Source organism: Vibrio maerlii, assembly GCF_003415655.1.
In the GTDB taxonomy this organism is placed as follows: Bacteria; Pseudomonadota; Gammaproteobacteria; order Enterobacterales; family Vibrionaceae; genus Vibrio; species Vibrio maerlii.
Map to the genome: position 1 here is coordinate 73,013 of NZ_QRHC01000010.1, position 25,328 is coordinate 98,340.

Here is a 25,328-nt window from a genome sequence, read left to right on the forward strand (position 1 = left end):
CGCTTTTTACAGCTAAGCGACGATTCATGTTATTTAACATAAACGTCGCTTTTTTTTCGCCTTGATTTCTGCTCAAAATATGTTTTCCACAGTACGTGGATAACGCTTGCCTCTGGATCCATAGTTATACACTCGGATCAACCTTTGTTTATCAATGCTTCCGCTATTTTTTATCGATCATGTCACCAGCTTGTTCTGCCTGTGAGTAAAAATACCAACAGAGTTATCCACAGGAGGTGCTCTTGCGGTGAATAAGTGTACGGGTGCTTTGTGGGGAATGTTTTGGAATCCTTGGGTGAGTCATGGCATCCTAGTACCCATTGCGCCTGAGCAAGACTCAGGAAACTACCATGGATAATAATCATTATGGCTCAAATCCCAGAAAATCCTCTTATTCTAATTGATGGCTCTTCGTATCTTTACCGAGCGTTTCACGCTTACCCAGAATCGATGAGCAATGGCGAAATTCAAACAAACGCCATTTATGGTGTGGTGAATATGCTACGCAGCATGATGCGACAGTTCGCATCAGATCGTATTGCCGTGATCTTTGATGCGAAAGGAAAAACCTTCCGTGACGAGATGTACCCAGAGTACAAAGCAAACCGTCCATCGATGCCAGACACATTGAGAGAGCAGATTGAGCCACTACACAATGTTATCCGTGCAATGGGTTTACCGCTGATCTCTATTTCTGGTGTTGAAGCCGATGATGTGATTGGTACGCTCGCCTATCAAGCATCCCAGCAAGGTATGCCAGTGCTGATCAGCACCGGTGATAAAGATATGGCTCAGTTGGTGGATGAAAATGTCACCCTTATCAATACCATGACCAATGTTGTGATGGATCGTGAAGGCGTGGTTGAGAAGTTCGGTATTCCACCAGAGCTGATCATCGATTACCTCGCACTAATGGGGGATAAGGTCGATAACATCCCTGGTGTTCCAGGTGTGGGTGATAAAACGGCAACGGCGTTATTGCAAGGCATTGGTAGCTTAGAAAAGATTTACGACAACCTAGACGATATTGCACCGCTTGGCTTCCGTGGTTCTAAGACCATGGCGAAGAAGCTCACTGATAATAAAGACAACGCGTTACTTTCTTATGAGCTAGCTACCATTAAGCTAGATGTTGAGCTAGAAGAAACACCGGAATCACTGACCAAGTGTGATCCAAATACCGATGAGCTCATTCAGCTGTATGGCAAGTTGGTATTCAAGTCTTGGCTTAATGAACTGCTCGATGGCGGTACGGGTGTGGTTGAAGCCGATGAGAAGTCTGCCGCAACGGGCGTTGGTGCTGTGCGCGCTGCAGCGAAGTCGGGCGATCAGCAAGAGATGGATACCTCTGCGGTAACGATCGATCGCAGCCAGTATGAAACAATTCTTGATAAAGAAACTTTTGCCGCATGGCTAGAGAAGCTTAAAGCCGCAGAAGTTTTTGCGTTTGATACTGAGACCGACAGCCTCGATTACATGGTTGCAAACCTTGTCGGCCTATCTTTCGCGGTAGAGGAGGGGGTTGCAGCCTATGTACCAGTAGCACATGACTATATTGGTGCACCAGAGCAGCTGGATCGCGCTTGGGTTCTTGAGCAACTCAAACCTATCTTAGAAGATGAGTCTCAAGCGAAAGTCGGTCAAAACCTTAAATATGATGCATCCGTACTTGCTCGCTATGGCATCGATATGAAAGGCATCAAGCATGACACTATGTTGGCTTCTTACGTGTTTAACAGCGTGGGCGGCAAGCACGATATGGACAGCTTGGCACTGCGCTTTCTACAGCATAGCTGCATCTCGTTCGAACAAATTGCAGGTAAGGGCAAAAAGCAACTGACCTTCAATCAAATCGAACTGGATCAGGCGGCACCATATGCAGCAGAAGATGCAGATGTGACGCTTCGCCTACATAACCGTATTTTCGCTCATCTAGAAAAAGATGAGCAGTTAAAGTCGGTTTATGAGGAGATTGAGATGCCGTTGGTACCTGCAATCTCTCGTATTGAGCGTACCGGTGTTCTTGTTGACGACATGCAGCTGGGAGCTCAGTCTCAAGAGATAGCTGCACGCCTTGATGAGCTAGAGCAGAAGGCCTACGAAATCGCAGAGCAAGAGTTCAACATGAACTCGCCAAAACAGCTGCAAGCAATCCTATTTGAGAAAATGGGCCTGCCAGTTATTAAGAAAACTCCATCTGGAGCAGCATCGACCAACGAAGAAGTACTTCAAGAGTTGGCGCTTGACTACCCACTGCCTAAGTTAATCCTTGAGTACCGTGGCCTTGCTAAGCTGAAATCGACGTACACCGATAAGCTACCTAAGATGATTAATCCTGAGACGGGTCGTGTGCACACTTCTTACCATCAAGCGGTAACGGCAACCGGTCGTTTATCATCAACCGATCCGAACCTGCAAAACATCCCTATCCGTAATGAAGAGGGTCGACGTATTCGCCAAGCGTTTGTTGCGCCTCATGGTTGGAAAATCCTCGCTGTCGATTACTCTCAAATCGAGCTACGCATCATGGCCCACCTTTCTGGTGATAAAGCACTGGTGGATGCCTTCCGTGAAGGGAAAGATATCCATGCAGCAACCGCAGCTGAGATCTTGGGTGTCGAAATTGAACAGGTATCGAGCGAGCAACGTCGTCGCGCTAAGGCGGTGAACTTCGGTCTTATTTACGGCATGAGTGCATTTGGTCTAGCGAAGCAATTAGGCATTCCTCGTGGTGAAGCACAGCAATATATGGATACCTATTTTGAGCGTTACCCTGGAGTGATGCAGTACATGGAAGACACGCGTTCTTCTGCGTCAGAACAAGGCTATGTCGAGACTATCTATGGTCGCCGCCTACACCTCCCTGAAATCAAGTCTCGTAATGGTATGCGTCGTAAGGCAGCAGAGCGTGCTGCAATCAACGCACCAATGCAGGGTACAGCTGCAGATATCATCAAGAAAGCGATGTTGCTTGTGGATGAGTGGATTCAGGCTGAAGGCGATGGTCGTGTGAAGCTACTGATGCAAGTACACGATGAATTGGTTTTTGAGGTTGAAGAGTCAGCTTTGTCCGAAATTGAAAGTAAAGTACAGAATTTGATGGAATCTGCAGCAACGCTGGATGTCCCTCTGGTTGCGGAAGCAGGCCATGGTGATAACTGGGATCAAGCACACTAGACATTTTTTATTCGAAAATTAACATTTAGCATGAGCCAGCCCACAAAGCTGGCTTTTTTTTGCCTATAAATAAGCCTAGTCTCAATATGGGTTTATGTGGGAATAATAAAAGCGTAATGAAAAAAAATTACAAATAGGCTTTGCATTTCTGAGCGATTGTTGTACATTAACTCTCGTAGGGTACAGAGGTAAGATGTTCTATCTTTCAGACCTTTTGTTTCACGTTATTGGATTAGGCTGATTCAGCCGCCCCAGTCAGTTTTTGACTGGGGCGTTTTTTATTGGGCGAAAGAAAATTTTCTTTTGTATCAGTATTTTGTTAAATACCCTACACCAAACCACTTCTCCCTTGTCTTATCCTTTGTTTATCTAACAGGCTTTTGCATTCATTCTGTGAGCTTGATCTTTTCTGGTATTAAATTAGAAATTTGTAATATTTTGTCATCACACTTTTTATTGTTTTTTACTCCAAAATAACGGTCTTATTCGGTTTGGTTTTTTTGTATTGTCTTTATAAAACAATTATTTAGTGGTTTGTGTGAGGGTGGTAAATAGAAATTGAAGCAATGAGTGCGTGTTTAGGCTATTGATCTAATTGATGAAATGCACGACGCTAGCGTCATCATAATAATAACGAATAAGATATCTCTCCCGTTTCCCCGCCATGAGCGGGGATTTTTATTTCTGTTTCTATAATCTCACGTATTTCTAACCTTCATCACTTAGCGCGAGGTTACGAGCCCATCGGGGATCTTTGTTCTTTAGCGAAGCGTCCTTTTGCCTTATAGATACAAAAATGCCCCGCAAAATAGCGAGGCATCTTCTATATAAGACGAAGAGTTAAGCTTGGGTTTACTCTTCGTCGTGCTGCTCGTCTTCAGCTATCTCATCGATCAGTGCGTCAGCAAAAGCTGGCGCAAACCATTCGTCTAGACGCGCGCGCAGTTGGTCAACACCAATGCCTTTTAGTGAAGAGAAAGCGTCTACTTTCACATCACCGCCAAAGGTTTCTGCTTCTTTACGGATCTTAAGTAGCTGAGCTTTGCGCGCACCGCTCTTCAGTTTATCTGCTTTTGTTAGCAGAACCTGTACTGGGATACGGCTGTCGATTGCCCAGAAGATCATCTGCTGGTCGAGATCTTTCATTGGGTGGCGGATATCCATCAGTACCACAAGGCCTTTCAAGCATTCACGCTTCTGTAGGTACTCACCCAGAGACTTTTGCCACTTATTTTTCAGTTCCAGTGGAACCTGAGCAAAACCATACCCTGGAAGATCGACGATATGACAACCGTCGGTCACTTTGAACAAGTTGATCAGTTGAGTACGACCTGGCGTCTTACTGGTTTTCGCTAGACTACGCTGGTTGGTTAAGCGATTGAGAGAGCTAGATTTGCCCGCGTTGGAACGTCCGGCGAACGCAACTTCAATGCCTTCATCTTCAGGCAGATGACGAATATCTGGTGCGCTGGTGATGAAATGCGTGTTTTGATAATGAATTTTTACGCTCACTGTTAACTCCATCTCGACTTTGTGTAGTCGATTGATTACTTTTTTGTGAAATTGTGTAAAATAACCGTGCTCGGCATAAGGTCGCCTATTGTATCACGAGTAAAAAAATAACGTGGTACTGGAAGCTTGATAATTATAAATGGAATGTCATGAAAAAATTAGCGCTAATCTTGAGTCTGTTAGCCAGCTGCTCAGTATGGGCACAAGGTAATGTTGAAGCTGGTAAAGCAAAATCTCAAACATGTGTTGCGTGTCACGGTGCGGACGGCAACAGTTTACTTACAAATTACCCTAAGCTAGCTGGTCAGCATGCAAAGTATCTTGAGAAGCAACTTAAAGAGCTTAAGTTAGCGATGGAAACAGGTGGTAAGCAGGGTCGTAACGAACCAGTAATGGGTGCAATGGCGATGCCTCTATCTGAAGAAGACATGGCAGACCTAGCGGCATACTATGCGTCTCTACCAATTTCTTCGAACAGTACACCAGAGAATGTGGTTGAAGCAGGTAAGGTTCTTTACACCGCAGGCGACGCAGAGCGTGGCCTAACAGCATGTATTGCTTGTCATGGTCCTCGTGGTAATGGTACTGAACTGTCTGGTTTCCCTAAGATTTCGGGTCAGCACGCGGATTACATCAAGCTGCAGCTTGAGAAGTTTCGTGATGGCTCTCGTGCTAACGACATGAACGAAATGATGCGTGATGTTGCGAAGAAGCTAACCGATGAAGATATCGATACGCTATCGAAATACGTTGGTGGTCTGCATTAATCGCAGAGTTCTCGAGTAAGAATTTTCAAACCCTGGCTGAAATGCTGGGGTTTGTTGTTTCTGGGGAAAGGGAGCGATTTTGTTACCTCGCTCACAGCACACAAAAACAGCACTCGGTATACTTATTTCCGTTAACCAAAAAGGGCTAGGAGCTCTTTGGATATGGATGGTCGTCTCGCCATCAAGGTGATGGCAGCGTAATGGATCAGGCTAAGGAATAGCCCTGCAACAAGGTGTTTGAAACGGAAAGCCAAAACTCATCAGGATGATGAAAAACGACAATTTGGCATTGGAAGCACAAATAATCGATGGAATTGTGCACTTAATGAGTGACACACAATTTCGCCACATTACGGCGACTTAAGAAGCGATGGGCCCTGCCTATCGCTTTTTTTATCAGTATTGTTGATAAATTGTTCATTTTTACTCCACTCTAGCCTCAGTTTCTGGTATGTTTCGCATCCCCATTTGAGGAACCGCGTATGCCAGCTTGCCCTTTGTGTGAAACCACACATATTCAGCACTTTCACGAAGATAAACGTCGAGAGTATTTGCAGTGTCAGCGTTGTGATTTAGTGTTTGTGCACCCAGATCAACGTATTGATACCGTGGCTGAGAAGGCGCAGTATGACATGCACCAGAACGACCCAAATGACCAAGGCTATCGCCACTTTCTTTCAAGAATGGCGCAGCCCATATTGGACAGGGTATCTCCCCAATCTTATGGATTAGATTTTGGTTGTGGACCGGGTCCAACATTGTCTCTAATGTTGGAAGAAGCGGGCCATAACATGAAGTTGTACGACATCTACTATTACCCAGATACTGAGGTGCTAGATGAAGAGTATGACTTCGTCACATCGACTGAGGTGATTGAGCATCTCTATCACCCGAATCAGGTGTGGCAACAATGGTTAAATTTAGTGAAGCCAGGTGGCTGGTTAGGTTTAATGACGAAGATGGTCATAGATGTAGAAGCCTTTAAAACATGGCACTACAAAAATGATATTACTCACGTCTGCTTTTATAGCCGTAAAACCTTTGAGTACCTTGCTGAGCGCGACTCGCTCGAACTAGAATTTATTGGAAATGATGTAATTTTACTGAGGAAAGCCCAGTAATGAGCCGTAGTAAGAAATCAAGAAAGCCAGGTGCTATGGGTGCACCTGAAGTTATCGTCACGCGTAACCGCACTGAATCAGACGTTGAAGGTCGTCTACGTAAGCGTCTTAAAAAGCGCAAAGGCCTGAAATCAGGTAGCCGCCACTCTGTTGCAGAAGAAAATAAGCTGGGCTCTCAAGGCCAGAAGAAAGACCCTCGTTTAGGCAGCAAGAAGAAGATTCCACTTATCGTGGAAGCTCCGAAGAAACAGACTAAGGCTGATCGTCGTATGTCTGCTGCGCAAGAGCTAGAAATGCTAGAGAATGATGCACAACTAATGGTGCTTCTTGACCGCATTGAAGCGGGCGAGACACTGGGTGCAGGCCTTCAGAAGCAAGTTGATGAGAAGCTGGATCGTATCGAGAAGTTAATGAAGCAACTAGGTATCTTCGAAGAAGAAGCTGCTCATGCTGAACTCGATGCATTTGAAACGAAGTCTGAAGATAAGAAAGAGAAGTCTGATGAAGAACTGCTTTCTGAGTTTGATGATTTCGATTTTGACGAGTTTAAAGGATAAAAGCAGTCATGAATGTAACCTTATTAGCCATCGTAGGCGCAGTAATCTTACTTAGCGTTGCGACCTATGCTGGTTACCTTCTACTTAAGCTTAAAAAGCAGAATGAACTGCAGGTGCAGCATCAAAAGCTCGCGATCGAGAAGCGCAATGCGAATATCTTCGAGAACGTGAATACCTTATGTCTAGCTGGCATTCAGGGGCAATGTGATCTTTCTGAAATCAGCATCCGTGTGTACAACATCATGGATTATGTTCAGGGTGAAGAGCGTGTGGATTTTGATGCAACTTATCCAGCTATTTCTGAGCTATACCATGTCGTTAAAGATATGGCTCGTGGCGAAGAGCGCCAGGAGTTAGCAAAGAAAGAGCGCATGCAGCAAAACCTGACTCGTCATAAAGCGGAAGCTCGACTAGAGCAAGCGATCATCGAAGAGCTAAAAACGCTTCAAAAGAGCGTGAAACCATTGAATAACCAAATCTCTATTCAAATGGTGTAACAGACCCTAAATATCAGGATTGCGATCTCGTGATCCTGATATCAGATCTGAATATTATTTTTGGGAAAGTGCTGCGATTAGCCTCTGCTATCATTGAGGTGTGGCAAAATACTTCCACTTTGATTTAACGGAAACACAACCATGTCCAGTCAGCAAATTGTATGGGATCAGGCTATTTTAGATAAATACAACTATTCTGGCCCTCGATACACCTCTTATCCAACTGCGCTCGAATTCCATGAAGCGTACACAATTTCTGAGCTAGATATGGCGTGCGCTGCCTACCCTGAGCGTCCGCTATCGCTGTACATTCATATCCCTTTCTGCCACAAGCTTTGTTACTACTGTGGTTGTAATAAGGTTATCACACGTCATTCTCACAAGGCTGACGAGTATTTAGATGTGATTGAGCATGAGATCCGTCAACGAGCGAGCTTACTGCAAGGTCGTAAGGTGACTCAGCTACACTTCGGTGGTGGTACTCCGACATTCTTAACAGAAAAGCAGATCACGCGTTTGATGACGACTTTGCGTGGTGAGTTTAACTTTGAAGCTGATGCTGAAATCAGTATCGAGGTTGACCCACGAGAGATTGAGCTGACGATGCTGGATCATTTACGCAGTGAAGGCTTTAACCGCCTGAGTATCGGTGTTCAGGACTTCAATAAAGAAGTGCAAAAACTGGTAAACCGTGAGCAAGATGAAGATTTTATCGTTGCTATGGTTGAACGTGCCAAAGTGCTAGGCTTCCGCTCGACTAACCTGGACTTGATCTACGGTTTGCCGAAACAAACTCAAGAGTCTTTCGCTAATACCTTGAGTAAGGTTCTAGAAATGGAACCGGGTCGTCTTTCTGTGTTTAACTACGCGCACATGCCAAATCTGTTCGCTGCGCAGCGCAAGATTAAAGACGAAGATCTTCCGCAAGCCGAAGTGAAAATGGCGATCCTACAGCAGTCTATCGAGACGTTGACAGGTGCTGGCTACCAGTTTATCGGTATGGACCACTTCGCTCTACCTGATGATGAGCTAGCGGTTGCACAGCGTGAAGGCATCCTTCATCGTAACTTCCAAGGCTACACCACTCAGGGTGAATGTGACCTGATTGGCTTCGGTGTATCGGCTATCTCAATGGTTGGCGACAGCTATGCGCAAAACCAAAAAGAGTTGAAGAAGTACTACGCACAGGTAGACGAAGAGCGTCACGCGCTATGGAAAGGTGTTGCTCTTGATAGTGATGATCTATTGCGTCGTGAAGTAATTAAGCAGCTTATCTGTAACTTCCAGCTTGATAAAACGCAGATTGAGTCTGAATTTAACTTAGTATTTAACGACTATTTCAAAGAAGACCTAGAGCTGCTTCAAACCTTTATTGATGATGGGCTGGTGGAAGTAGATGATAAAGACATCCGTGTGACGCTACGTGGTCGTTTGCTGATCCGTAACATCTGTATGTGTTTTGATAAGTACCTACGCTCAAGAGCGCGTCAGCAGCAGTTTTCACGCGTTATCTGAGCGTGAATTCCTACGAATAAAGAAAGAGCCTAGAATGCTTCCGCATCTAGGCTCTTTTTGTATCTTTACGATCTATATTTGCATTTTCTGAGCAAGTTAGCCTCAGAGACTAGAACCCCTAACTCTTCACAGTCGGCCATTCATCAAAGGCTACTGGACGGCTGTAAAGGAAGCCTTGTGCCTGTGGGCAGCCCAGGCTATTGAGAAGGTCGGCTTGTTGATTGGTTTCTACACCCTCTGCAACGACATTCACCTTTAAGGTGCGAGTGATGTTTACGATGGCAGAGACAATTGAACTATCGACGTTTTCACTCTCAAGTTGGTTGATGAACGAACGGTCGATCTTCAAGCTATCAAACGGCAGCTTATGAAGGTAAGCCAGGGAAGAGTAGCCGGTACCAAAGTCATCGATCGCAATATGGATACCCAACTCTTTGATCGAATTCAGGTTATTGATGATAACCGGGTCGTTATCTGCCAGCTTAGATTCGGTGATTTCTAACGCGAGGTTCTTGGCAGGTAGACGAGTCTGTTGCAGAACGTTCTTCAATTCTGTTACATAGTTCGGGCTTGAAATCTGGTTAACCGACACATTAACGTGCACACAGAAATCTTGATCCCACTTACCCTGAGCAATTGCTGTTTGAGTATCTAGGCACGCTCGGTAGAGGATCTGGTGACCGATATCTCCAATTAATCCATGCTCTTCTGAGATAGGAATAAATTCTAGTGGTGGCACCAAACCACGAGTCGGAGAAATCCACCGAGCTAGCGCTTCAGCTCCTGCAATGGCGCCAGAATCAAGATTGATGATCGGTTGATAAAAAGGAACAAACTCTTTGTTCTCAATGGCTTCTTTAATTTCGGCGATGATCTTGGTTTTACGCTTTGATTCATCAGCCATCTCAGGTCGGTAGTAGCTAATATGGCTGACATCCTGCTTTGCGTTGCTGAGTGCAATGCTGCCATTACGCAGAAGTGTGGTCATATCGAGTGAGCCAGAGCTTTGCACAATACCAAGAGAGATGTTCACCACGATACTCTCGCCATCGATGACGAACGGAGAAGCAAAGCACTCCATGATGCGCATCGAGAGCAGTTGGATCTCTTCTTCTTCAGTGTAGTTCGGGACATAAATCGCGAACTCATCACCACCGATGCGGCCAATCAACGACCCTTCTGGCTTGATGGTATTGAGGCGTTCTGAGATCACGACCAGTAGGCGGTCGCCATTGATGTGACCGATACTGTCGTTAATGTCTCTAAAGCGGTCGATACCGGCGAGCAGCAATACCGATGGTTGGTGCTGGCTGCCTAAGCTTGCTTCAATTAATCCTTCACGGCTGTATTGCATGGTGAGGGAATCATGAATGAGTTGAGCCCTGAGGGCCTTGAATGATGCCTGAAGATTGCTGGCCATTTCATTGAAGGCATTCACTAGCATGGATATCTCATACACCTTGCCTGCTTTAGGCAGCTCACTCTCCCAATTGCCTTCAGAGAGATCTTTTGCCGCATTGGCCGTTTCAGCAATGGGTGCAGTTACTTGATTGAATGCAAACAAACCCGTTGCAATACCAAATAGACACACAACTAGGCCAAGTACCCAGCTCTCTTGTTGCGCTTTAGGGAAGTTACCAAGTAGGTCGGTTTCAGAGATGCTGACGACAATTGACCATTGAATACCAAACTCATCGGTGAACGGAGCAACTTGAGTGAAGTAACGCTGGCCGTCGATGTCGATCGCGAAGTTGTTGGTGTTGAGGCCGTCATCGAGATGAGCAGCATCAATGTATTGCGCGGTTTGTTGGATGACATTATCGGTACTTTCTTCAGCAAGCAGACGCAGCCCTTTTTCCGACTTGTCTGTTCCCCATGACAACACGCTGCCGAGAGATGAATGAGCGACAAGGCGTGAGCTTTGGTCCATCACATAGATAGTTGCAAGTGAGCTGTCTTTTAGAGAAGTCAGGAATTTATTAAAGGTGTGAACCTTGATGTCGGATGCAATAACGCCATGAATTTGGCCGTTTGCGATAATAGGAGCAAGTGCAGAAATTGTGATTTCTTGGCGCTCATCCACATTGCTGTATAGGTTAGACCAGACTGGGATACGCTCAGATAGAGCAGGTTGATACCAAGGTCGAACTCTAGGGTCGTAGTTCTGTACGATAGAGCGAATATCAGCACCATCGGTTTCGCCGCGATAGATCACAAGGTTCGAATCAGTACGCTCATCTTTTAGCAGTAGCGTGAGGGATTCGTCTTGCTCACGACGAAAGCCAACATAGTTACCTGCTTGGTTACCAAAGCTAATAACATCAATATGGTCGAGCGGCTTGTGAGCTTGCTTAAGGGCATTGCTGATAAGAGCTTCGATATCATGAAGGTCGTCTTGATCGTCAAAGAGTCGGTTGAAGACAATATTGTCGCTTAGAGCGACGGTTGCACGGAAAGGGCCGTCAATAAAGTTACCGAGAGATTCCGTGACATTGGTCGTCAATGAGGTTAGTTGACGATTGCTGACATCGACCACAACATCTTCGTAGGTATGCTCTTGTACATAAATAATCACACCTATAGTAACCAGAAGAATCATAACAAAAGGGAGTATGACTGCTGTCCTGAGTGTGATTTGTGTTGTAGGCGACATCGTTGTAATTACACTGCGTTGAGTTCTTAATATGCTGTACTGTAATGTTACAGTTTATAAGATTATCAATCGAGTGTTTTTTACGCATCAGCAAAAAATAAAAAAGCAAGTTAGCATGGAATTTAACTCCATTTAGCTGAACTTGCCTCTATTTTCACCGAAGTTAGTTACTTATGTAACACTTATGGTCCAACTCACAAAACTGAGTAATTTGTTAGTAAAGTTCTTTTAACTTTCTCGTTAGGGTATTTCTTCCCCAACCCAGTACCTTAGCGGCGTCTTGTTTATGACCTTTAGTGTGCTCAAGAGCGACTTCAAGCAGGATACGTTCAAAATCTGGTAAAGAGTGAGAAAGCAGTTCTGTCTCACCGGATGCTAGAGCTGATTTAGCCCAAACCGCTAACTGATCTTGCCAACTGCTCCCTTCACCTTCAAATTCGACTTTCTTCTCTTCGAGCAACTCATCCGGAAGGTCGCTTGGCAGAACTTCGCTACCACTTGCCATGACAGTTAACCAACGACAAATATTTTCTAACTGACGTACGTTACCTGGCCAATCGAGTCGGTTAAGCACTTCTACGGTGTCTGAATGCAGGGTTTTCACCTCGACACCAAGCTCTTCAGCCGCGAGGTTTAAGAAGTGCAGTGTGAGTTTCTCTATGTCCTGCTTACGCTCGCGCAGAGCGGGGATCTGGATTCGAATAACGTTGAGACGGTGGAATAAATCCTCACGGAAGTCGCCTTTGTGAACCAGCTTTTCAAGGTTTTGGTGAGTAGCGGCGACAATACGAACATCAACCTTAATCGCAGAGTGACCACCGACGCGATAGAATTGACCATCGGCTAACACGCGTAGCAAACGAGTCTGAATGTCGAGTGGCATATCACCGATTTCATCTAAGAAGAGGGTACCGCCATTGGCTTGTTCAAAGCGTCCTTGACGAACACTATTTGCGCCGGTAAATGCCCCTTTTTCGTGACCAAACAGTTCTGATTCGATCAGGTCCTTGGGTATAGCTGCCATGTTGAGGGCAATAAACGGCTTCTGAGAGCGTGGACTGTGACGGTGCAGAGCGTGAGCGACCAGCTCTTTACCGGTACCAGATTCACCATTGATTAATACTGAGATCGACGAGCGAGATAGACGACCTATCGCACGAAATACTTCCTGCATTGCAGGCGCTTCACCAATGATCTCTGGGGTTTCTGTTTCAGGTGTTTCTTCACTAATCTGATTGCGTTTTTGCTCTTGGTTGTGGGCAATAGCGCGCTCAACCAGAGTCAGGGTTTCATCGATATCAAATGGCTTAGGAAGATACTCAAAAGCACCTTGTTGGTAGGCGTTTACCGCTGCATCGAGATCGGAGTGCGCTGTCATGATGATAACAGGAAGGTCGGGATTGCTTTGCTGTACTTGACTAAGTAGTTCCAAGCCATCGATGCCAGGCATGCGAATATCGGAGACCAACACATCCGGTGTTTCACGCTCAAGGGCCATAAGCACACTTTCAGCATCCGCGTAGGTTTCACACTTGATGTTGGCTGACGATAGGGTCTTTTCCATTACCCATCGGATCGAACTGTCGTCGTCGACAACCCATACATATCCTTTGCTCATTAATAGATTCCTTGCGGCATAGTGCTCTCGTTTAAATATCGGAGCTAGCGAAAATTAAATTTGTTTTTGATCCAATGATCGGGTTAAAGGGGCAAATAAATAGTAAAAGTGGTACGCCCCGGCCAGCTTTCAACGTCAATCTTGCCATTGTGCTGATCAATTAAATTTTGAGAAATTGAAAGCCCAAGCCCAGTTCCGCCTTCGCGGCCACTGACCATGGGATAAAATAATGTGTCTTGAAGCTCTTGAGGTATCCCTGGACCGTTGTCGATGATCTCAATGCGAGCGGCCAATTTATGTCGTTGGCCATGAATATTGGCTTGATGCACTGTTCTGGTGCGGATCTTCAATTGCTTAATTTCTTGCTTTGCTAATATTTGCGCGCCATTGCTGACAATATTAAGCATGGCTTGCTCAATTTGTGCTGTATCCATCAAGATATCTGGCAAGCTTGGGTCATAGTCACGCTCAATCACCAGGTCTCTTCCTGCTTCTAACTCAACCAGCTGGCGAACCTTCTCTAAGATCACGTGCAGGTTTTCTTGTGTTTTCTTACCTGGGCGTTGAGGGCCAAGCAATCGATCGACCAACTCTCGAAGGCGATCCGCTTGTTGAATGATGATCTGGGTATATTCGGCCAAATCCTGGGTCGGCAGCATTTTCTCTAATAGTTGAGCTGCACCACGCAACCCGCCCAGCGGGTTTTTTATTTCGTGAGCGAGCCCACGAACTAATAGTTTGGCTGCTTGTTGTTGCGCGTGTTGATTGAGCTCTTGGCTTAGGCGGCGTTGCTGACCAATCTTTCTCATTTCAACCAATAACATCAACTCACCCTGCATTGAGAGTGGACTCACCGTTACTTCTAGCATGAGTGGCCGTCCATCGACGACAAAGGTAACGTCGCTATCGGTAATGCTTTGACCGCTTTGAAGGGGTTGGGTGAGCAGTGCCAAATCCATCGAGGCGTGTTGGATAAGCTGAGACAGTGGTAAATCGACAATACGTTTGGCACTCTGAGAGAAAAGTTGCTCAGCGGCTGGGTTTGCACAGCGAACAGTAAGGTTCTCATCAAGCAATAAAGTCGCTGTTACCAGATTATCAATTATGGCCTGAGCCATATCCGCTTGTATCGCCATTTCTTCCTCTCACCTAGTGCACTAAGGTGGTGCAATGCCTATCCCCAGTATGGTTCAATCGGGCGAGAATTCAAGAGATTGCTGTTATTTAGTGATTGCAAGCTATTGAAAAGTATCAAATAAAGGCTATTTTTTACTCGCTCGATGTAAATGAATCGTTGCACTTATTGACGATGCAATAAGCTTGCCGCCTTTAAGTATTTGAATCGAAATGGTGTGAGTGCCTCGGTCTCTATTTTTTAGTTGCCAAACAGGCTGCTTAGTTGGCGCACCATAAGGTGAACCATTCATCATGAGTTGCAGAGATTCACCATTAGTAAGCGAACGACTTAGTTGGCCCTGGATAGTTATGTTTCCGGTATTGTTGCGTATCGTGCTGTTATCAGCAGGGGATAGGATGTGAACCTTAATCTTGGGAAGTTTATTTGGTTGAGGCTCTATCTCTTCGTGCTTTAAACCAGATGAATGAACCATCGGTTTTGGGACTTGGTATTTAGGTTCTGGTGTTTTGACACTTAGGTCGGGGAGGGTAACTTTCTTAGCGTTGCTGTATTTTGGTGCATCGGCAAAGTGGATGATGCCATAGGAGTCTTGCCAAATATAGATGTCTTGGGCCAGCAAGGGAATAGGAAGAGCAGAGAACAACAAAATCCGACCAAGCCACTTCATCGTATCTCCTTGTAGCAAGTAATGTAACCACAAGGATTAGGTTATTAGCGCTACATATAGAGTTACAGACAAAAAAGGCTCACCTGCGAGGTGAGCCTGATATTTGGTCATTGGTTTACATTGCATCCCAATGAGATCTTGTGATCTGACTGTTATAAGCCTGGATTACACAGAGTAGTAAAGTTCGAACTCAAGTGGGTGAGTTGTCATGTTTACTTTCTCTACGTCTTGAGACTTAAGATCGATGTAAGAATCGATGAAGTCGTCAGAGAATACACCGCCAGAAGTTAGGAACTCACGGTCAGCGTCTAGGCACTCTAGCGCTTCTTTTAGTGAGTAAGCCACTGTTGGAATCTCTGCTGCTTCTTCAGCTGGTAGATCGTAAAGGTCTTTGTCCATTGCTTCACCTGGGTGGATCTTGTTCTTAATACCGTCAAGACCAGCCATTAGCATTGCTGCGAAGCATAGGTATGGGTTAGCAGATGGGTCACCGAAGCGAAGCTCGATACGACGTGCTTTAGGGCTTGGTACCACTGGGATACGGATAGAAGCAGAACGGTTACGTGCAGAGTAAGCAAGCATAACTGGCGCTTCGAAGCCTGGTACAAGACGCTTGTACGAGTTAGTTGATGCGTTAGCAAATGCGTTGATTGCTTTAGCGTGCTTGATGATACCACCGATGTAGTAAAGCGCCATTTCAGATAGGCCGCCGTACTTGTCGCCAGCGAATAGGTTAACACCGTCTTTCGCTAGAGATTGGTGAACGTGCATACCAGAACCGTTATCACCTACAAGTGGCTTAGGCATGAATGTAGCCGTTTTACCAAATGCATGAGCAACGTTGTGTACTACGTACTTGTAAACTTGGATTTCGTCCGCTTTCGCCGTTAGCGTGTTGAAACGCGTTGCGATTTCGTTTTGACCCGCTGTTGCTACTTCGTGGTGGTGTGCTTCTACAACTTGGCCCATCTCTTCTAGGATTAGACACATTGCAGAGCGGATATCTTGAGAAGAATCCACTGGAGCTACTGGGAAGTAACCACCTTTAACGCCAGGACGGTGACCTTTGTTACCACCTTCGATGTCAGAACCTGTGTTCCAAGCAGCTTCGATGTCGTCAATCTTGAAGAAAGAACCAGACATGTCAGTTGCGAATTTAACATCGTCAAATAGGAAGAACTCTGGCTCTGGACCAACAAGTACTGTATCTGCGATACCAGTAGAGCGTAGGTAGTCTTCAGCGCGTTTAGCGATAGAGCGTGGGTCACGGTCGTAGCCTTGCATTGTTGCAGGCTCAAGAATGTCACAACGTACGTTTAGCGTTGCGTCTTCTGTGAATGGGTCAAGAACAGCAGATGATGCGTCAGGCATCATTACCATGTCAGATTCGTTGATGCCTTTCCAACCTGCAACAGATGAACCATCGAACATCTTACCTTCTTCAAAGAAGTCTGCATCAACTTGGTGAGCAGGGATTGATACGTGCTGCTCTTTACCTTTTGTATCGGTAAAGCGTAGGTCAACAAACTTAACTTCGTTTTCTTGGATCAGCGATAGAACATTTTCTACTGACATCTTGGATAACCTCCAGTGTTGTTTAAAGCGGTATGAGCTCGATTCTTATGAAACCAGCATTGATTAAGTATTCTCAATTTGTTCTTAATCGATGCTGATTCAGCTATTAGTCTACTAAAGTCTAATAAGCTAGAACCGTGCCAAAAAAATTATTCCCTTAATTTCAAGACCTTAGCGTTTTACGCTAGGTGTTGCATCTGTTTGGTGCACCAAGATGATCTTTATGGTGCACTAAATTGGTGCGTTAAGCTTTTGCTGCACCAAAATGAAACAGAGCAGATACCATTCAGCCCTTATTTATGGCCTATGTCAATCGACTTTTTGTGATTAAATATCGTTCAGTTGATCGGTGATAATGATTGAGCTAAATAATTTATCGAATCGAATTATGTGGGAGATCACATATTTTTGGGTTTTCGACTAGAATCTGGTACATTATGGCCGTTTTTTTAATCGAAGCACTGGGCTTCGAGTTTACTGAGTGAATCAAAATCCATGTCTACTCCACAGATTGATAAGTTAAGAAATATCGCGATCATCGCGCACGTTGACCACGGTAAAACAACTCTGGTTGATAAACTATTACAACAATCAGGCACGCTAGAGTCTCGCGGTGAAACTGAAGAACGTATCATGGACTCGAACGACATCGAGAAAGAACGTGGTATTACTATCCTAGCGAAGAACACGGCTATCAACTGGAACGACTACCATATCAACATCGTAGATACTCCGGGACACGCCGACTTCGGTGGTGAAGTAGAGCGTATTATGTCTATGGTTGACTCAGTACTTCTAATCGTAGATGCCGTTGATGGCCCAATGCCTCAAACTCGTTTCGTAACACAAAAAGCATTTGCACACGGTCTTAAGCCAATCGTTGTAATCAACAAGATTGACCGCCCGGGCGCTCGTCCTGATTGGGTTATGGATCAAGTATTCGACCTATTCGACAACCTAGGTGCAACTGACGAGCAGTTAGACTTCCAAGTTGTTTACGCTTCAGCTCTAAACGGTTGGGCAACGCAAGAAGAAGGCGAAACTGGCGAGAACATGGAACCACTATTCCAAACTATCGTTGATGAAGTTGCTGCACCAGACGTAGACGTTGATGGTGATCTTCAGATGCAGATCTCTCAACTAGACTACAGCTCTTACGTAGGTGTTATCGGTGTAGGCCGTGTTACACGTGGTAGTGTTAAACCTAACCAACAAGTAACAGTTGTGGGTGCAGACGGTAAGACTCGTAACGGTAAAGTGGGCACAGTAATGGGCTACCTTGGCCTAGAGCGTCATGAAGTTGAACAAGCGAACGCGGGCGACATCATTGCGATCACTGGTCTTGGCGAGCTGAAAATCTCTGACACTATCTGTGCACAAAACGCAGTTGAAGCACTACCACCGCTATCTGTTGATGAGCCAACAGTAACCATGACGTTCCAAGTAAACACGTCTCCATTTGCGGGTAAAGAAGGTAAGTTCGTTACTTCACGTAACATCCTTGAGCGCCTAGAGAAAGAACTAGTACACAACGTTGCACTGCGCGTTGAGCAACTAGATGATCCAGATAAGTTCCGTGTTTCAGGTCGTGGTGAGCTTCACCTATCTATCCTGATCGAAAACATGCGTCGTGAAGGCTTCGAGCTTGCGGTATCTCGTCCAGAAGTAATCATCAAAGAAGAAGATGGTCAGCTGATGGAACCGTACGAAACGGTAACGATTGATGTTCTAGAAGAGCATCAGGGCGGTATCATGGAGAACATCGGTCTACGTAAAGGTGAGCTAGCTGACATGGCACCTGACGGTAAAGGTCGTGTACGTATGGACTTCGTTATGCCATCTCGTGGTCTGATTGGCTTCCAAACTGAGTTCATGACTCTAACGTCTGGTTCTGGTCTTCTTTACCATACATTCGATCACTACGGTCCACACAAAGGCGGCGAAATCGGTCAGCGTGTGAACGGTGTTCTAATCTCTAACGGTATGGGTAAAGCGCTAACTAACGCACTATTCAACCTACAAGAGCGTGGTCGCATGTTCATCGGTCACGGTGTTGAGGTTTACGAAGGCATGGTTGTTGGTATCCACAGCCGTGACAACGACCTAACAGTAAACGTACTGAAAGGTAAGCAGCTAACGAACGTACGTGCTTCTGGTACAGATGACGCTCAGGTTCTTACTCCGCCAATCATCATGACTTTGGAACAAGCGCTTGAGTTCATCGACGATGACGAGCTAGTAGAAGTAACACCTGAAAGCATCCGTATTCGTAAGAAGTTCCTAACGGAATCGGATCGTAAGCGTGCTTCTCGCGCAGCGAAGTAAGAGTTAGAACGGACTGCGTCCTACAGATGATAGGACGCTTCGCTACAGATCGGGCTTCGCCCTGAAGATTGAAAGCGCAGGTTGTTAATTCAACCTGCGCTTTTTTATTGTTTATGGAAAGCAAGATCTCCGATGGGCTCGTCGACTCGCGAGCGAGGGTGACCGTGTTATGTATTTAATAAATAAGGTTAATATTGTCATTCCCTACAGTGAGGAACGAACGGAATAGGGAATCTGTTCTAGGCTGGGTGATGAGTTTTTCACTAATTCTTGCTGTTATCTCTAGCTCTCTAGCTCTCTAGCCTCTAACTTCTCCAACACAAACTCCACTCGCTCTTCGGCCGACATAAACGGCACCTCGACGATTTCAAATCCTAGCTCTAGATATACCTGTACCAAAGCATCGTGGATCGCTATTGCGCCCTCAAATGGATAAGGTCGAACTTCATCCTGAACATAAATGGACGATTCTGGGCGACAGAAAAAAACAGTTGGGTGATAGCCTTTACAGCCCTCGATATAACAAGTGTCGATATCCAGTTCAGCTTGCTTCAGGTAGCCACAGATATCGGGAATAGCGCGATCGAGAAATGCGAGGTTGTGCTCCTCAGCTTGATGTTTCTGTTTGGCCATAACATCCAAGCACAGCTTGGCAAAGGCTGGCAGGTCGACCCAGGGTAGAATGCCATCTTCGATCTGGCTTTGTTGCTCGATGAGCTGGCGAGATGACTCGGCAAAGGTGGCGTAGTTTCTCTGTCCTAGAGCGTCGAGTAGAGTTGTTTTTCCAGCCCCAGGGCCGCCAGTAATAATAATTGGTTTCATGGTGTGGCTTAGGTTATTTCTGCTCGAGCTTTGAAAGGAAGGCGTCTGATTCTTCAATTGCCGCGTTCATCTGCTGGATTGCAATGGCGATATCATCTTCCAATGACATGAACTCGCCTTGAAGTGAGCCGATGGCACTCGCGTTGAGGTTATGCTTTAGGTAAAGGGTGTTGTCTCGTAGGGTGTTGAGTACTGGTGTCATCTTTTGTTCTGCACGTTTCATCGCACTCAACATTGTATTGTATGAGCGTTGGGTCTCTTTAAGCTTTTGCTCACTTGAGCGGCGCAGCGATGCACTGGTATAAAGCTCAAGCTCTTCCTGCCATTCATCAAACAGAGCATCTGAGACATCTTCGATAGCCGCAATGCGGTCACGAACGTCTTGAGCGGCTTTCTCGCTGTCTTCGTACTTGTCGTTGATTTGATTATAAACATCTTCCAACTCTCCACCTTGGAAGTTAGTTAATGCTGAGAGTGCTTCGAGTGCGCTAGTAAACTCTTCTTGAGCGTCTTGCTGCGAGCTTTTTGCATCCTCAACTCGATCAACCATGATGTCTCTTTTGTGATAACCGACCTGTTCCATCGCAGAATAGTAAGCGGACTGACAACCCGTGAGAGTAATTAGGGCTATTATCATTGTCAGCATGTAGCGCATGGTGTCTTCCTTCTCATTAAATGTTAATGTTTAGGATGGCTGAGTTAACAAGGAGTTACAAGTTGAAATTAGAGCAAATCTCTAAAGAAATATTGTCTTTTGGTCGCTATTTGCTTACCCGAATGAAGCATGACCGAGTGAATGTTAACGCCGGCTACCTTGCGTACATTACGCTACTTTCTATCGTACCTATGTTAACGGTGCTGCTATCGATTCTGTCTTCTTTTACGTTGTTTGAGAATGCCGGTGAAGCGATACAAGATTTCGTGATCACCAACTTCGTTCCTGCAGCAGGTGCTGCTGTAAAGGGCGCCCTTTACGAGTTTGTTGCTAATACCGGCAAAATGAGCGCAGTAGGTGGTGTGTTCTTGTTTGTTGCTGCCATGATGCTGATCTCTAACATCGATAAAAATCTTAACTACATTTGGCGTGTGAAGGTTAAACGCCGCGCGGTATTTTCGTTTTCAATGTACTGGATGGTGCTGACGCTTGGGCCTATTTTGGTTGGAGCGAGTATTGCGGCGACCTCTTACGTAACCTCACTGAAGCTTATCGAGAGCGAGACTTTAACAGGCCTCTATAACGTGATGCTGGGGTGGCTGCCGTTTTTGTTGTCGTTCTTTGCTTTTGTTGGTTTGTATATCTTGGTGCCAAATCAAAAGGTTCGTTTTTCACACGCTGTATGTGGCGCTATTGTCGCAGCATTGTTGTTTGAACTGAGCAAAAAAGGATTTGCAGCTTATATCACTCAATTTCCTTCTTATCAGTTGATCTATGGGGCTCTGGCGGCGATTCCGATTTTGTTCGTTTGGGTCTATATGTCGTGGATTATCGTATTACTTGGAGCCGAAGTCACCGCTGCATTGGGCGAGCGTGAACACTGGAGTGATGACGAAGAGATGATACACTCTACTGCAGAATCGAAATTGAATGTTCAAGGGAATCAATCGAGTGATAGCGCTGATACAAAGAGTGAGTGAAGCTGCCGTTAAAGTTGATGGTGAAGTGGTAGGTGAAATTGATAAGGGCCTACTGGTTTTGCTTGGTGTGGAAAAAGATGACGATGAAGCAAAAGCTAAGCGACTCATGGAGCGCGTAACCACGTACCGCGTATTTGAAGATCAAGACGGAAAAATGAACCTAAACGTTCAGCAAGTCGGTGGTAAAGTGCTGGTGGTATCACAATTTACTCTGCCAGCAGATACCAAAAAAGGCACCCGTGCAGGCTTTTCACGCGGTGCACATCCTGCTGATGCTGAGCGTCTATATGATTACTTCTCTGATCTGTGTGAAGGGGTACTGCCAACGGAACGTGGTCGTTTTGCTGCGGATATGAAGGTATCTCTTATCAACGATGGCCCGGTTACATTCTGGCTTCAGGTCTAATTATCTAATTTTTTCTCTGCTCCAAGAGATAAGAGCTAGGAACTAGGGACTGTTCACTAGGAATTATGAATTAATGTTTAAGCTGATTACTCCAAAAACAGACAATCAACTCAATAAGTATTACCACTTTCGTTGGCAAATGCTGCGCGAACCTTGGGGTCTCCCTCTAGGCTCTGAGCGCGACGAGTTTGATGTAATGAGCCACCACCGGATGATCGTCGATGGTCGAGGCCGTCCTATGGCGATTGGCCGGCTTTACATCACCCCTGATGATGAGGCGCAGGTCCGCTTTATGGCGGTGAAACCGAATCGTCGTGATAAGGGCTTGGGTTCTTTGATCATGGTCGCTTTGGAGTCCTTAGCTCGGCAGGAAGGTGCAAAGCGTCTAGTGTGTAATGCTCGTGAGGATGCGATAGCTTTCTACCAAAACAATGGTTTTGAGAGTCAAGGTGAACTAAGCCACCAATATGGCCCCGTCCGTCACCAACAGATGGTTAAGCCACTAGAAGGTATGCCTGATGTATTACGTCACCCAGAATGGTGTGGCGAGCTACAGCAGCGCTGGGAACAGCAGATCCCGATCAGTGACAAGATGGGGATTAAGATTAACCAGTACACCGGTTATCAGTTTGAGTGTAGTGCTCAGCTTAATCCTAACCTGAATCCTCACAACACCATGTTTGCTGGCTCGGCGTTTACGCTGGCGACGTTAACGGGGTGGGGAATGACCTGGCTCTTAATGAAAGAACGTAATCTGATGGGCGATATAGTATTGGCAGACAGTCGCATCCGTTATCGCCATCCCGTCGAGCAAAGCCCAGTCGCTCAAACCTCACTAGATGGTATCAGTGGTGACTTGGATAGGCTCGCGCACGGCCGTAAGGCGCGTATCGTGATTAACGTGACAATTTATAGTGGTGACCAAGCCGCGGTCGAGTTCATCGGAACTTATATGTTGCTGCCGGATTATCAGAAGGTGATTGAACGTTAGAGTTTCCAGGATGAGAAGTTCTAGTGCCTAGAAAGCCAATCTACTAGGGTCTGTTGACCTTTTGAGCTGGTTTTTGCAGCAGTTTGTGGAAAATTTCTACAAGGCAGAGGCTTTGATGTGTAGCTAGCCTACATGAGAAGCCGATAACGCAGTAGAAATGAAGCACAAACGCTGCCCGAAGGGTTCGAACTAGGCGTCCCCGCAAAAATCGTTTTATGCTTTGTTAAGGGGTATTTACTTAGAGTGACTAGGCTACACACCCCTTGCCGCGCCTAAAACGATTTTATCTCGAACAAAATTTAACCTCGAAAGGTCAACAGACCCTAAGCATTAAGTGCTAGAACTTCTTCTCTACCAAAATAACTTCCCCTTCAACCTCAACGCTCAGCGTAATGATGCGTTTGTCTTCATCAAGTAGGTCAATTTGGCCGTCAATACTGCCTATCGCTGCGTCTGAGGGTTCATTGAGGTAAACATTGATAGGCTGATGACTGCCAATTCCGCGGATAAATTGCCAATCTAGGGTTTCGAACGCGAGTCGATGGCTTTGTTCGTCATGTACCAACTCCGTATCTCTTAGCTCAGACCACAATTGACCACTCAAAGAATGGGCAAGCATTAGGTTATCACCGGCTAATCCATTGAGATTAATATCCATTTCGGCAAAACCGGCCAGTTCGACGGGCTGTTCAATGTAGTGGTTCAAGATATCAATCGGCACACCATCGGCAGAAATTTCTAGCTTCCACGGTTTACTGAGGCGCTCAAATTGCATTTCCCCAACACCTTCAATGTACCCAGACTCTAGGGGGATAAAGGCACGGTTCAGTTGCCATAACCCATCGTCACTGCTCATTTCGACAATCGCTTGAGTACCGATAATGTTATCCAAGCTTAAGCTGTTCGCAGTGGCTCGAATATCACCTTGCCATACACCCCAGCGGCCATTGCGCTTGAGCTCCAGTTGTTTGGCATCCAAGTTAACCCCAGTCCCTTGCCAGTATGGCTTGGTGTTGATCTGAATCAGCTGGCTGTTCTCTACCGATAATTGATCAATCGAGAGTTGTTCCAAATATTGAGGGTAGGTGAAGAGAGCCTCCAACTCGCTATTGAGCGTGGCTTTCACTCCAGAAATGGATAACTGAGTGAGGTGGAGAGAGTTTGGTGTTAACTCTCCACTAAGGTAAACGTCACCTTGATACAGCTCGCCGTTAAAATCGTCAATAAGTAGCTTATCTTTCTCGAACGTGAGCTTAAACGAGGGCTCAATGAGTTGGTATTCTTGCCATTGAAGGTTGTCAGCAGCAAGAGAAAGGTAGCCTTTTTGTTGCCAAAGATCAGAGGTTAGGTCGAGATTCTCTGCCGATAGATTGAGGTTCTCAAGCGTTAGGTCTTGGTGGGTGAGTTGGCTATTGATGATATCTAGGCTGTTGATGTGGGTGACTTGAGCCTGAATCAAACTCAGCATGTCAGCACTTTGTGTTTGTAAGTCATCAATAGAGGTATTGAGCTGTTCGATGGTGAAATTAACCAGTGACCAGCCTTGTGGGTATTGCTCTGCTTGTCCTGAAACTTGAGCACCTAACCACTTGAAAGATAAGCCATAGATGGTGCTGTCTTTAGGCTTGTAATCGAGATTAATGAGCAAGTTATCAAAGGCTTGCTGTTGCCAATAAGCTTGCGCCGCTGAGAGTTGTATCTCACCGTAGGGAATGATTTGTTCCTCTGTCTCCCAATGTGGCTGTTTGATCTGTACGCTGATGTCACGCCCAACATAAACACCATCGGAGTAATCAAGCTGAGCAATAGCAAGCTGGTGGAGTTTAAAGTGCTGTTGGGAGCGGAGCTGATTCCCCCATTCTTTTAGGGCAATTGTTTGCTCTTTACCCTCTTGTAAGCTCAGCCCCTGAACCAAAATCGAATCAATATTGATCTGCTGATTGTGCAGTAATGACTCACTTAGCCATAACTCTGCTTTGGCAATAGGTAGAGAGGTACCCTCTTGATAGTTGAGTGAGATATCGGTGAGCTCAAAATGATTTGGGTAGGTGTATTGAGCCTGTTTGACGGTGATGGGTAACTCTAAGTAATCGAGTGTGCGATTGACGATCCAAGTGGCGTGTTTGGTTTGCAATACCAAAAGCAAAGAGGCAAGACATACTGCGGTGAGACAGATGACAATGAACAAGATGCTAATGGTTTTCTTCATGCTCGCACGGATCCTTTCATACGATCGGTTGTGATAATTCCCCCGATGGGCCCGATATTTCGTGCGCGAGGATGACTTCCCTCAGCTTGAAACAATTTCATTGCTGAATCAATAATTAAGCCCCTTTTTATACAATAAAAAAG

General features: G+C 45.6%; 20 protein-coding genes. 11 read left to right on the forward strand and 9 right to left on the reverse strand.

The window, feature by feature from the left end; translation table 11 throughout:
• The first annotated feature begins 366 nt into the window (after window positions 1–366).
• Window positions 367–3,177 carry a DNA polymerase I gene (gene polA, locus DPF91_RS16775; RefSeq protein WP_117235598.1) on the forward strand — a complete coding sequence of 937 codons (2,811 nt, stop codon included), beginning with the start codon at window positions 367–369 and terminating at the stop codon, window positions 3,175–3,177.
• 193 nt (window positions 3,178–3,370) lie between these two features.
• Window positions 3,371–3,418: a small protein SpfP gene (gene spfP / locus DPF91_RS22445; protein WP_438356636.1), complete on the forward strand. Its 48-nt coding sequence runs from the start codon at window positions 3,371–3,373 to the stop codon at window positions 3,416–3,418.
• Window positions 3,419–4,029: 611 nt separating this feature from the next.
• Here the strand turns inward: spfP and yihA are convergent.
• The gene (yihA, locus tag DPF91_RS16780) at window positions 4,030–4,689 is read right to left on the reverse strand and encodes a ribosome biogenesis GTP-binding protein YihA/YsxC (RefSeq protein WP_117235599.1); all 660 of its coding nucleotides are present in this window, start codon (window positions 4,687–4,689) and stop codon (window positions 4,030–4,032) included.
• 149 nt (window positions 4,690–4,838) lie between these two features.
• On the opposite strand from yihA, the gene DPF91_RS16785 reads away from it, so the two are divergent.
• The 5 genes from DPF91_RS16785 (at window position 4,839) to hemN (ending at window position 9,146) form a co-directional block, all read left to right on the forward strand.
• Window positions 4,839–5,456 (forward strand): c-type cytochrome, encoded by a 618-nt coding sequence (locus DPF91_RS16785; protein WP_117235600.1) that lies wholly within the window; start codon window positions 4,839–4,841, stop codon window positions 5,454–5,456.
• Between the two features lie 482 nt (window positions 5,457–5,938).
• Entirely contained in the window at window positions 5,939–6,577 is a 639-nt protein-coding gene (locus tag DPF91_RS16790) for a class I SAM-dependent methyltransferase (protein ID WP_164684220.1), read from the forward strand.
• Complete coding sequence (gene yihI, locus DPF91_RS16795) at window positions 6,577–7,134, forward strand: Der GTPase-activating protein YihI (protein ID WP_117235602.1); 558 nt, start codon at window positions 6,577–6,579, stop codon at window positions 7,132–7,134. The genes DPF91_RS16790 and yihI overlap by 1 nt, the downstream gene beginning before the upstream one ends.
• 8 nt (window positions 7,135–7,142) lie before the next feature.
• A complete protein-coding gene (locus DPF91_RS16800; protein ID WP_117235603.1) occupies window positions 7,143–7,631 on the forward strand; it encodes a DUF2489 domain-containing protein in 489 nt (162 codons plus the stop codon).
• Window positions 7,632–7,772: 141 nt separating this feature from the next.
• Entirely contained in the window at window positions 7,773–9,146 is a 1,374-nt protein-coding gene (gene hemN, locus DPF91_RS16805) for an oxygen-independent coproporphyrinogen III oxidase (protein ID WP_117235604.1), read from the forward strand.
• Between the two features lie 118 nt (window positions 9,147–9,264).
• On the opposite strand, the gene gepA is transcribed toward hemN, so the two are convergent.
• The 5 genes from gepA to glnA form a co-directional block, all read right to left on the reverse strand.
• Window positions 9,265–11,799 (reverse strand): phosphodiesterase GepA, encoded by a 2,535-nt coding sequence (gene gepA / locus DPF91_RS16810; RefSeq protein ID WP_117235605.1) that lies wholly within the window; start codon window positions 11,797–11,799, stop codon window positions 9,265–9,267.
• Window positions 11,800–12,013: 214 nt separating this feature from the next.
• On the reverse strand, window positions 12,014–13,417 hold the full coding sequence (glnG, locus tag DPF91_RS16815) for a nitrogen regulation protein NR(I) (protein ID WP_117235606.1): 1,404 nt from the start codon (window positions 13,415–13,417) through the stop codon (window positions 12,014–12,016).
• 83 nt (window positions 13,418–13,500) lie between these two features.
• Window positions 13,501–14,535 (reverse strand): nitrogen regulation protein NR(II), encoded by a 1,035-nt coding sequence (gene glnL, locus DPF91_RS16820; protein WP_420855613.1) that lies wholly within the window; start codon window positions 14,533–14,535, stop codon window positions 13,501–13,503.
• 144 nt (window positions 14,536–14,679) lie between these two features.
• Window positions 14,680–15,222: an Ig-like domain-containing protein gene (locus DPF91_RS16825; RefSeq protein WP_117235608.1), complete on the reverse strand. Its 543-nt coding sequence runs from the start codon at window positions 15,220–15,222 to the stop codon at window positions 14,680–14,682.
• Between the two features lie 165 nt (window positions 15,223–15,387).
• The gene (gene glnA, locus DPF91_RS16830; RefSeq protein ID WP_117235609.1) at window positions 15,388–16,797 is read right to left on the reverse strand and encodes a glutamate--ammonia ligase; all 1,410 of its coding nucleotides are present in this window, start codon (window positions 16,795–16,797) and stop codon (window positions 15,388–15,390) included.
• A gap of 495 nt (window positions 16,798–17,292) precedes the next feature.
• On the opposite strand from glnA, the gene typA reads away from it, so the two are divergent.
• A complete protein-coding gene (gene typA / locus DPF91_RS16835) occupies window positions 17,293–19,122 on the forward strand; it encodes a translational GTPase TypA (RefSeq protein ID WP_117235610.1) in 1,830 nt (609 codons plus the stop codon).
• Between the two features lie 282 nt (window positions 19,123–19,404).
• Here typA and DPF91_RS16840 read toward each other — a convergent pair whose 3' ends face one another.
• Both DPF91_RS16840 and DPF91_RS16845 read right to left on the reverse strand, forming a co-directional pair.
• Complete coding sequence (locus tag DPF91_RS16840; RefSeq protein WP_117235611.1) at window positions 19,405–19,944, reverse strand: AAA family ATPase; 540 nt, start codon at window positions 19,942–19,944, stop codon at window positions 19,405–19,407.
• A 13-nt stretch (window positions 19,945–19,957) separates the two neighbouring features.
• On the reverse strand, window positions 19,958–20,527 hold the full coding sequence (locus DPF91_RS16845) for a DUF2959 domain-containing protein (protein ID WP_420855614.1): 570 nt from the start codon (window positions 20,525–20,527) through the stop codon (window positions 19,958–19,960).
• A gap of 107 nt (window positions 20,528–20,634) precedes the next feature.
• Between DPF91_RS16845 and DPF91_RS16850 the strand changes: the two genes are divergently transcribed.
• The 3 genes from DPF91_RS16850 (at window position 20,635) to DPF91_RS16860 (ending at window position 22,976) form a co-directional block, all read left to right on the forward strand.
• Window positions 20,635–21,579 (forward strand): virulence factor BrkB family protein, encoded by a 945-nt coding sequence (locus DPF91_RS16850; protein ID WP_206355581.1) that lies wholly within the window; start codon window positions 20,635–20,637, stop codon window positions 21,577–21,579.
• Window positions 21,551–21,985, forward strand: coding sequence for a D-aminoacyl-tRNA deacylase (gene dtd, locus DPF91_RS16855; RefSeq protein ID WP_117235614.1), 435 nt, complete (start codon window positions 21,551–21,553; stop codon window positions 21,983–21,985). The genes DPF91_RS16850 and dtd overlap by 29 nt, the downstream gene beginning before the upstream one ends.
• Before the next feature lie 73 nt (window positions 21,986–22,058).
• Complete coding sequence (locus DPF91_RS16860) at window positions 22,059–22,976, forward strand: bifunctional GNAT family N-acetyltransferase/hotdog fold thioesterase (protein WP_117235615.1); 918 nt, start codon at window positions 22,059–22,061, stop codon at window positions 22,974–22,976.
• A 337-nt stretch (window positions 22,977–23,313) separates the two neighbouring features.
• On the opposite strand, the gene DPF91_RS16870 is transcribed toward DPF91_RS16860, so the two are convergent.
• Complete coding sequence (locus DPF91_RS16870; protein WP_117235616.1) at window positions 23,314–25,185, reverse strand: AsmA family protein; 1,872 nt, start codon at window positions 25,183–25,185, stop codon at window positions 23,314–23,316.
• Window positions 25,186–25,328 lie beyond the last annotated feature (143 nt).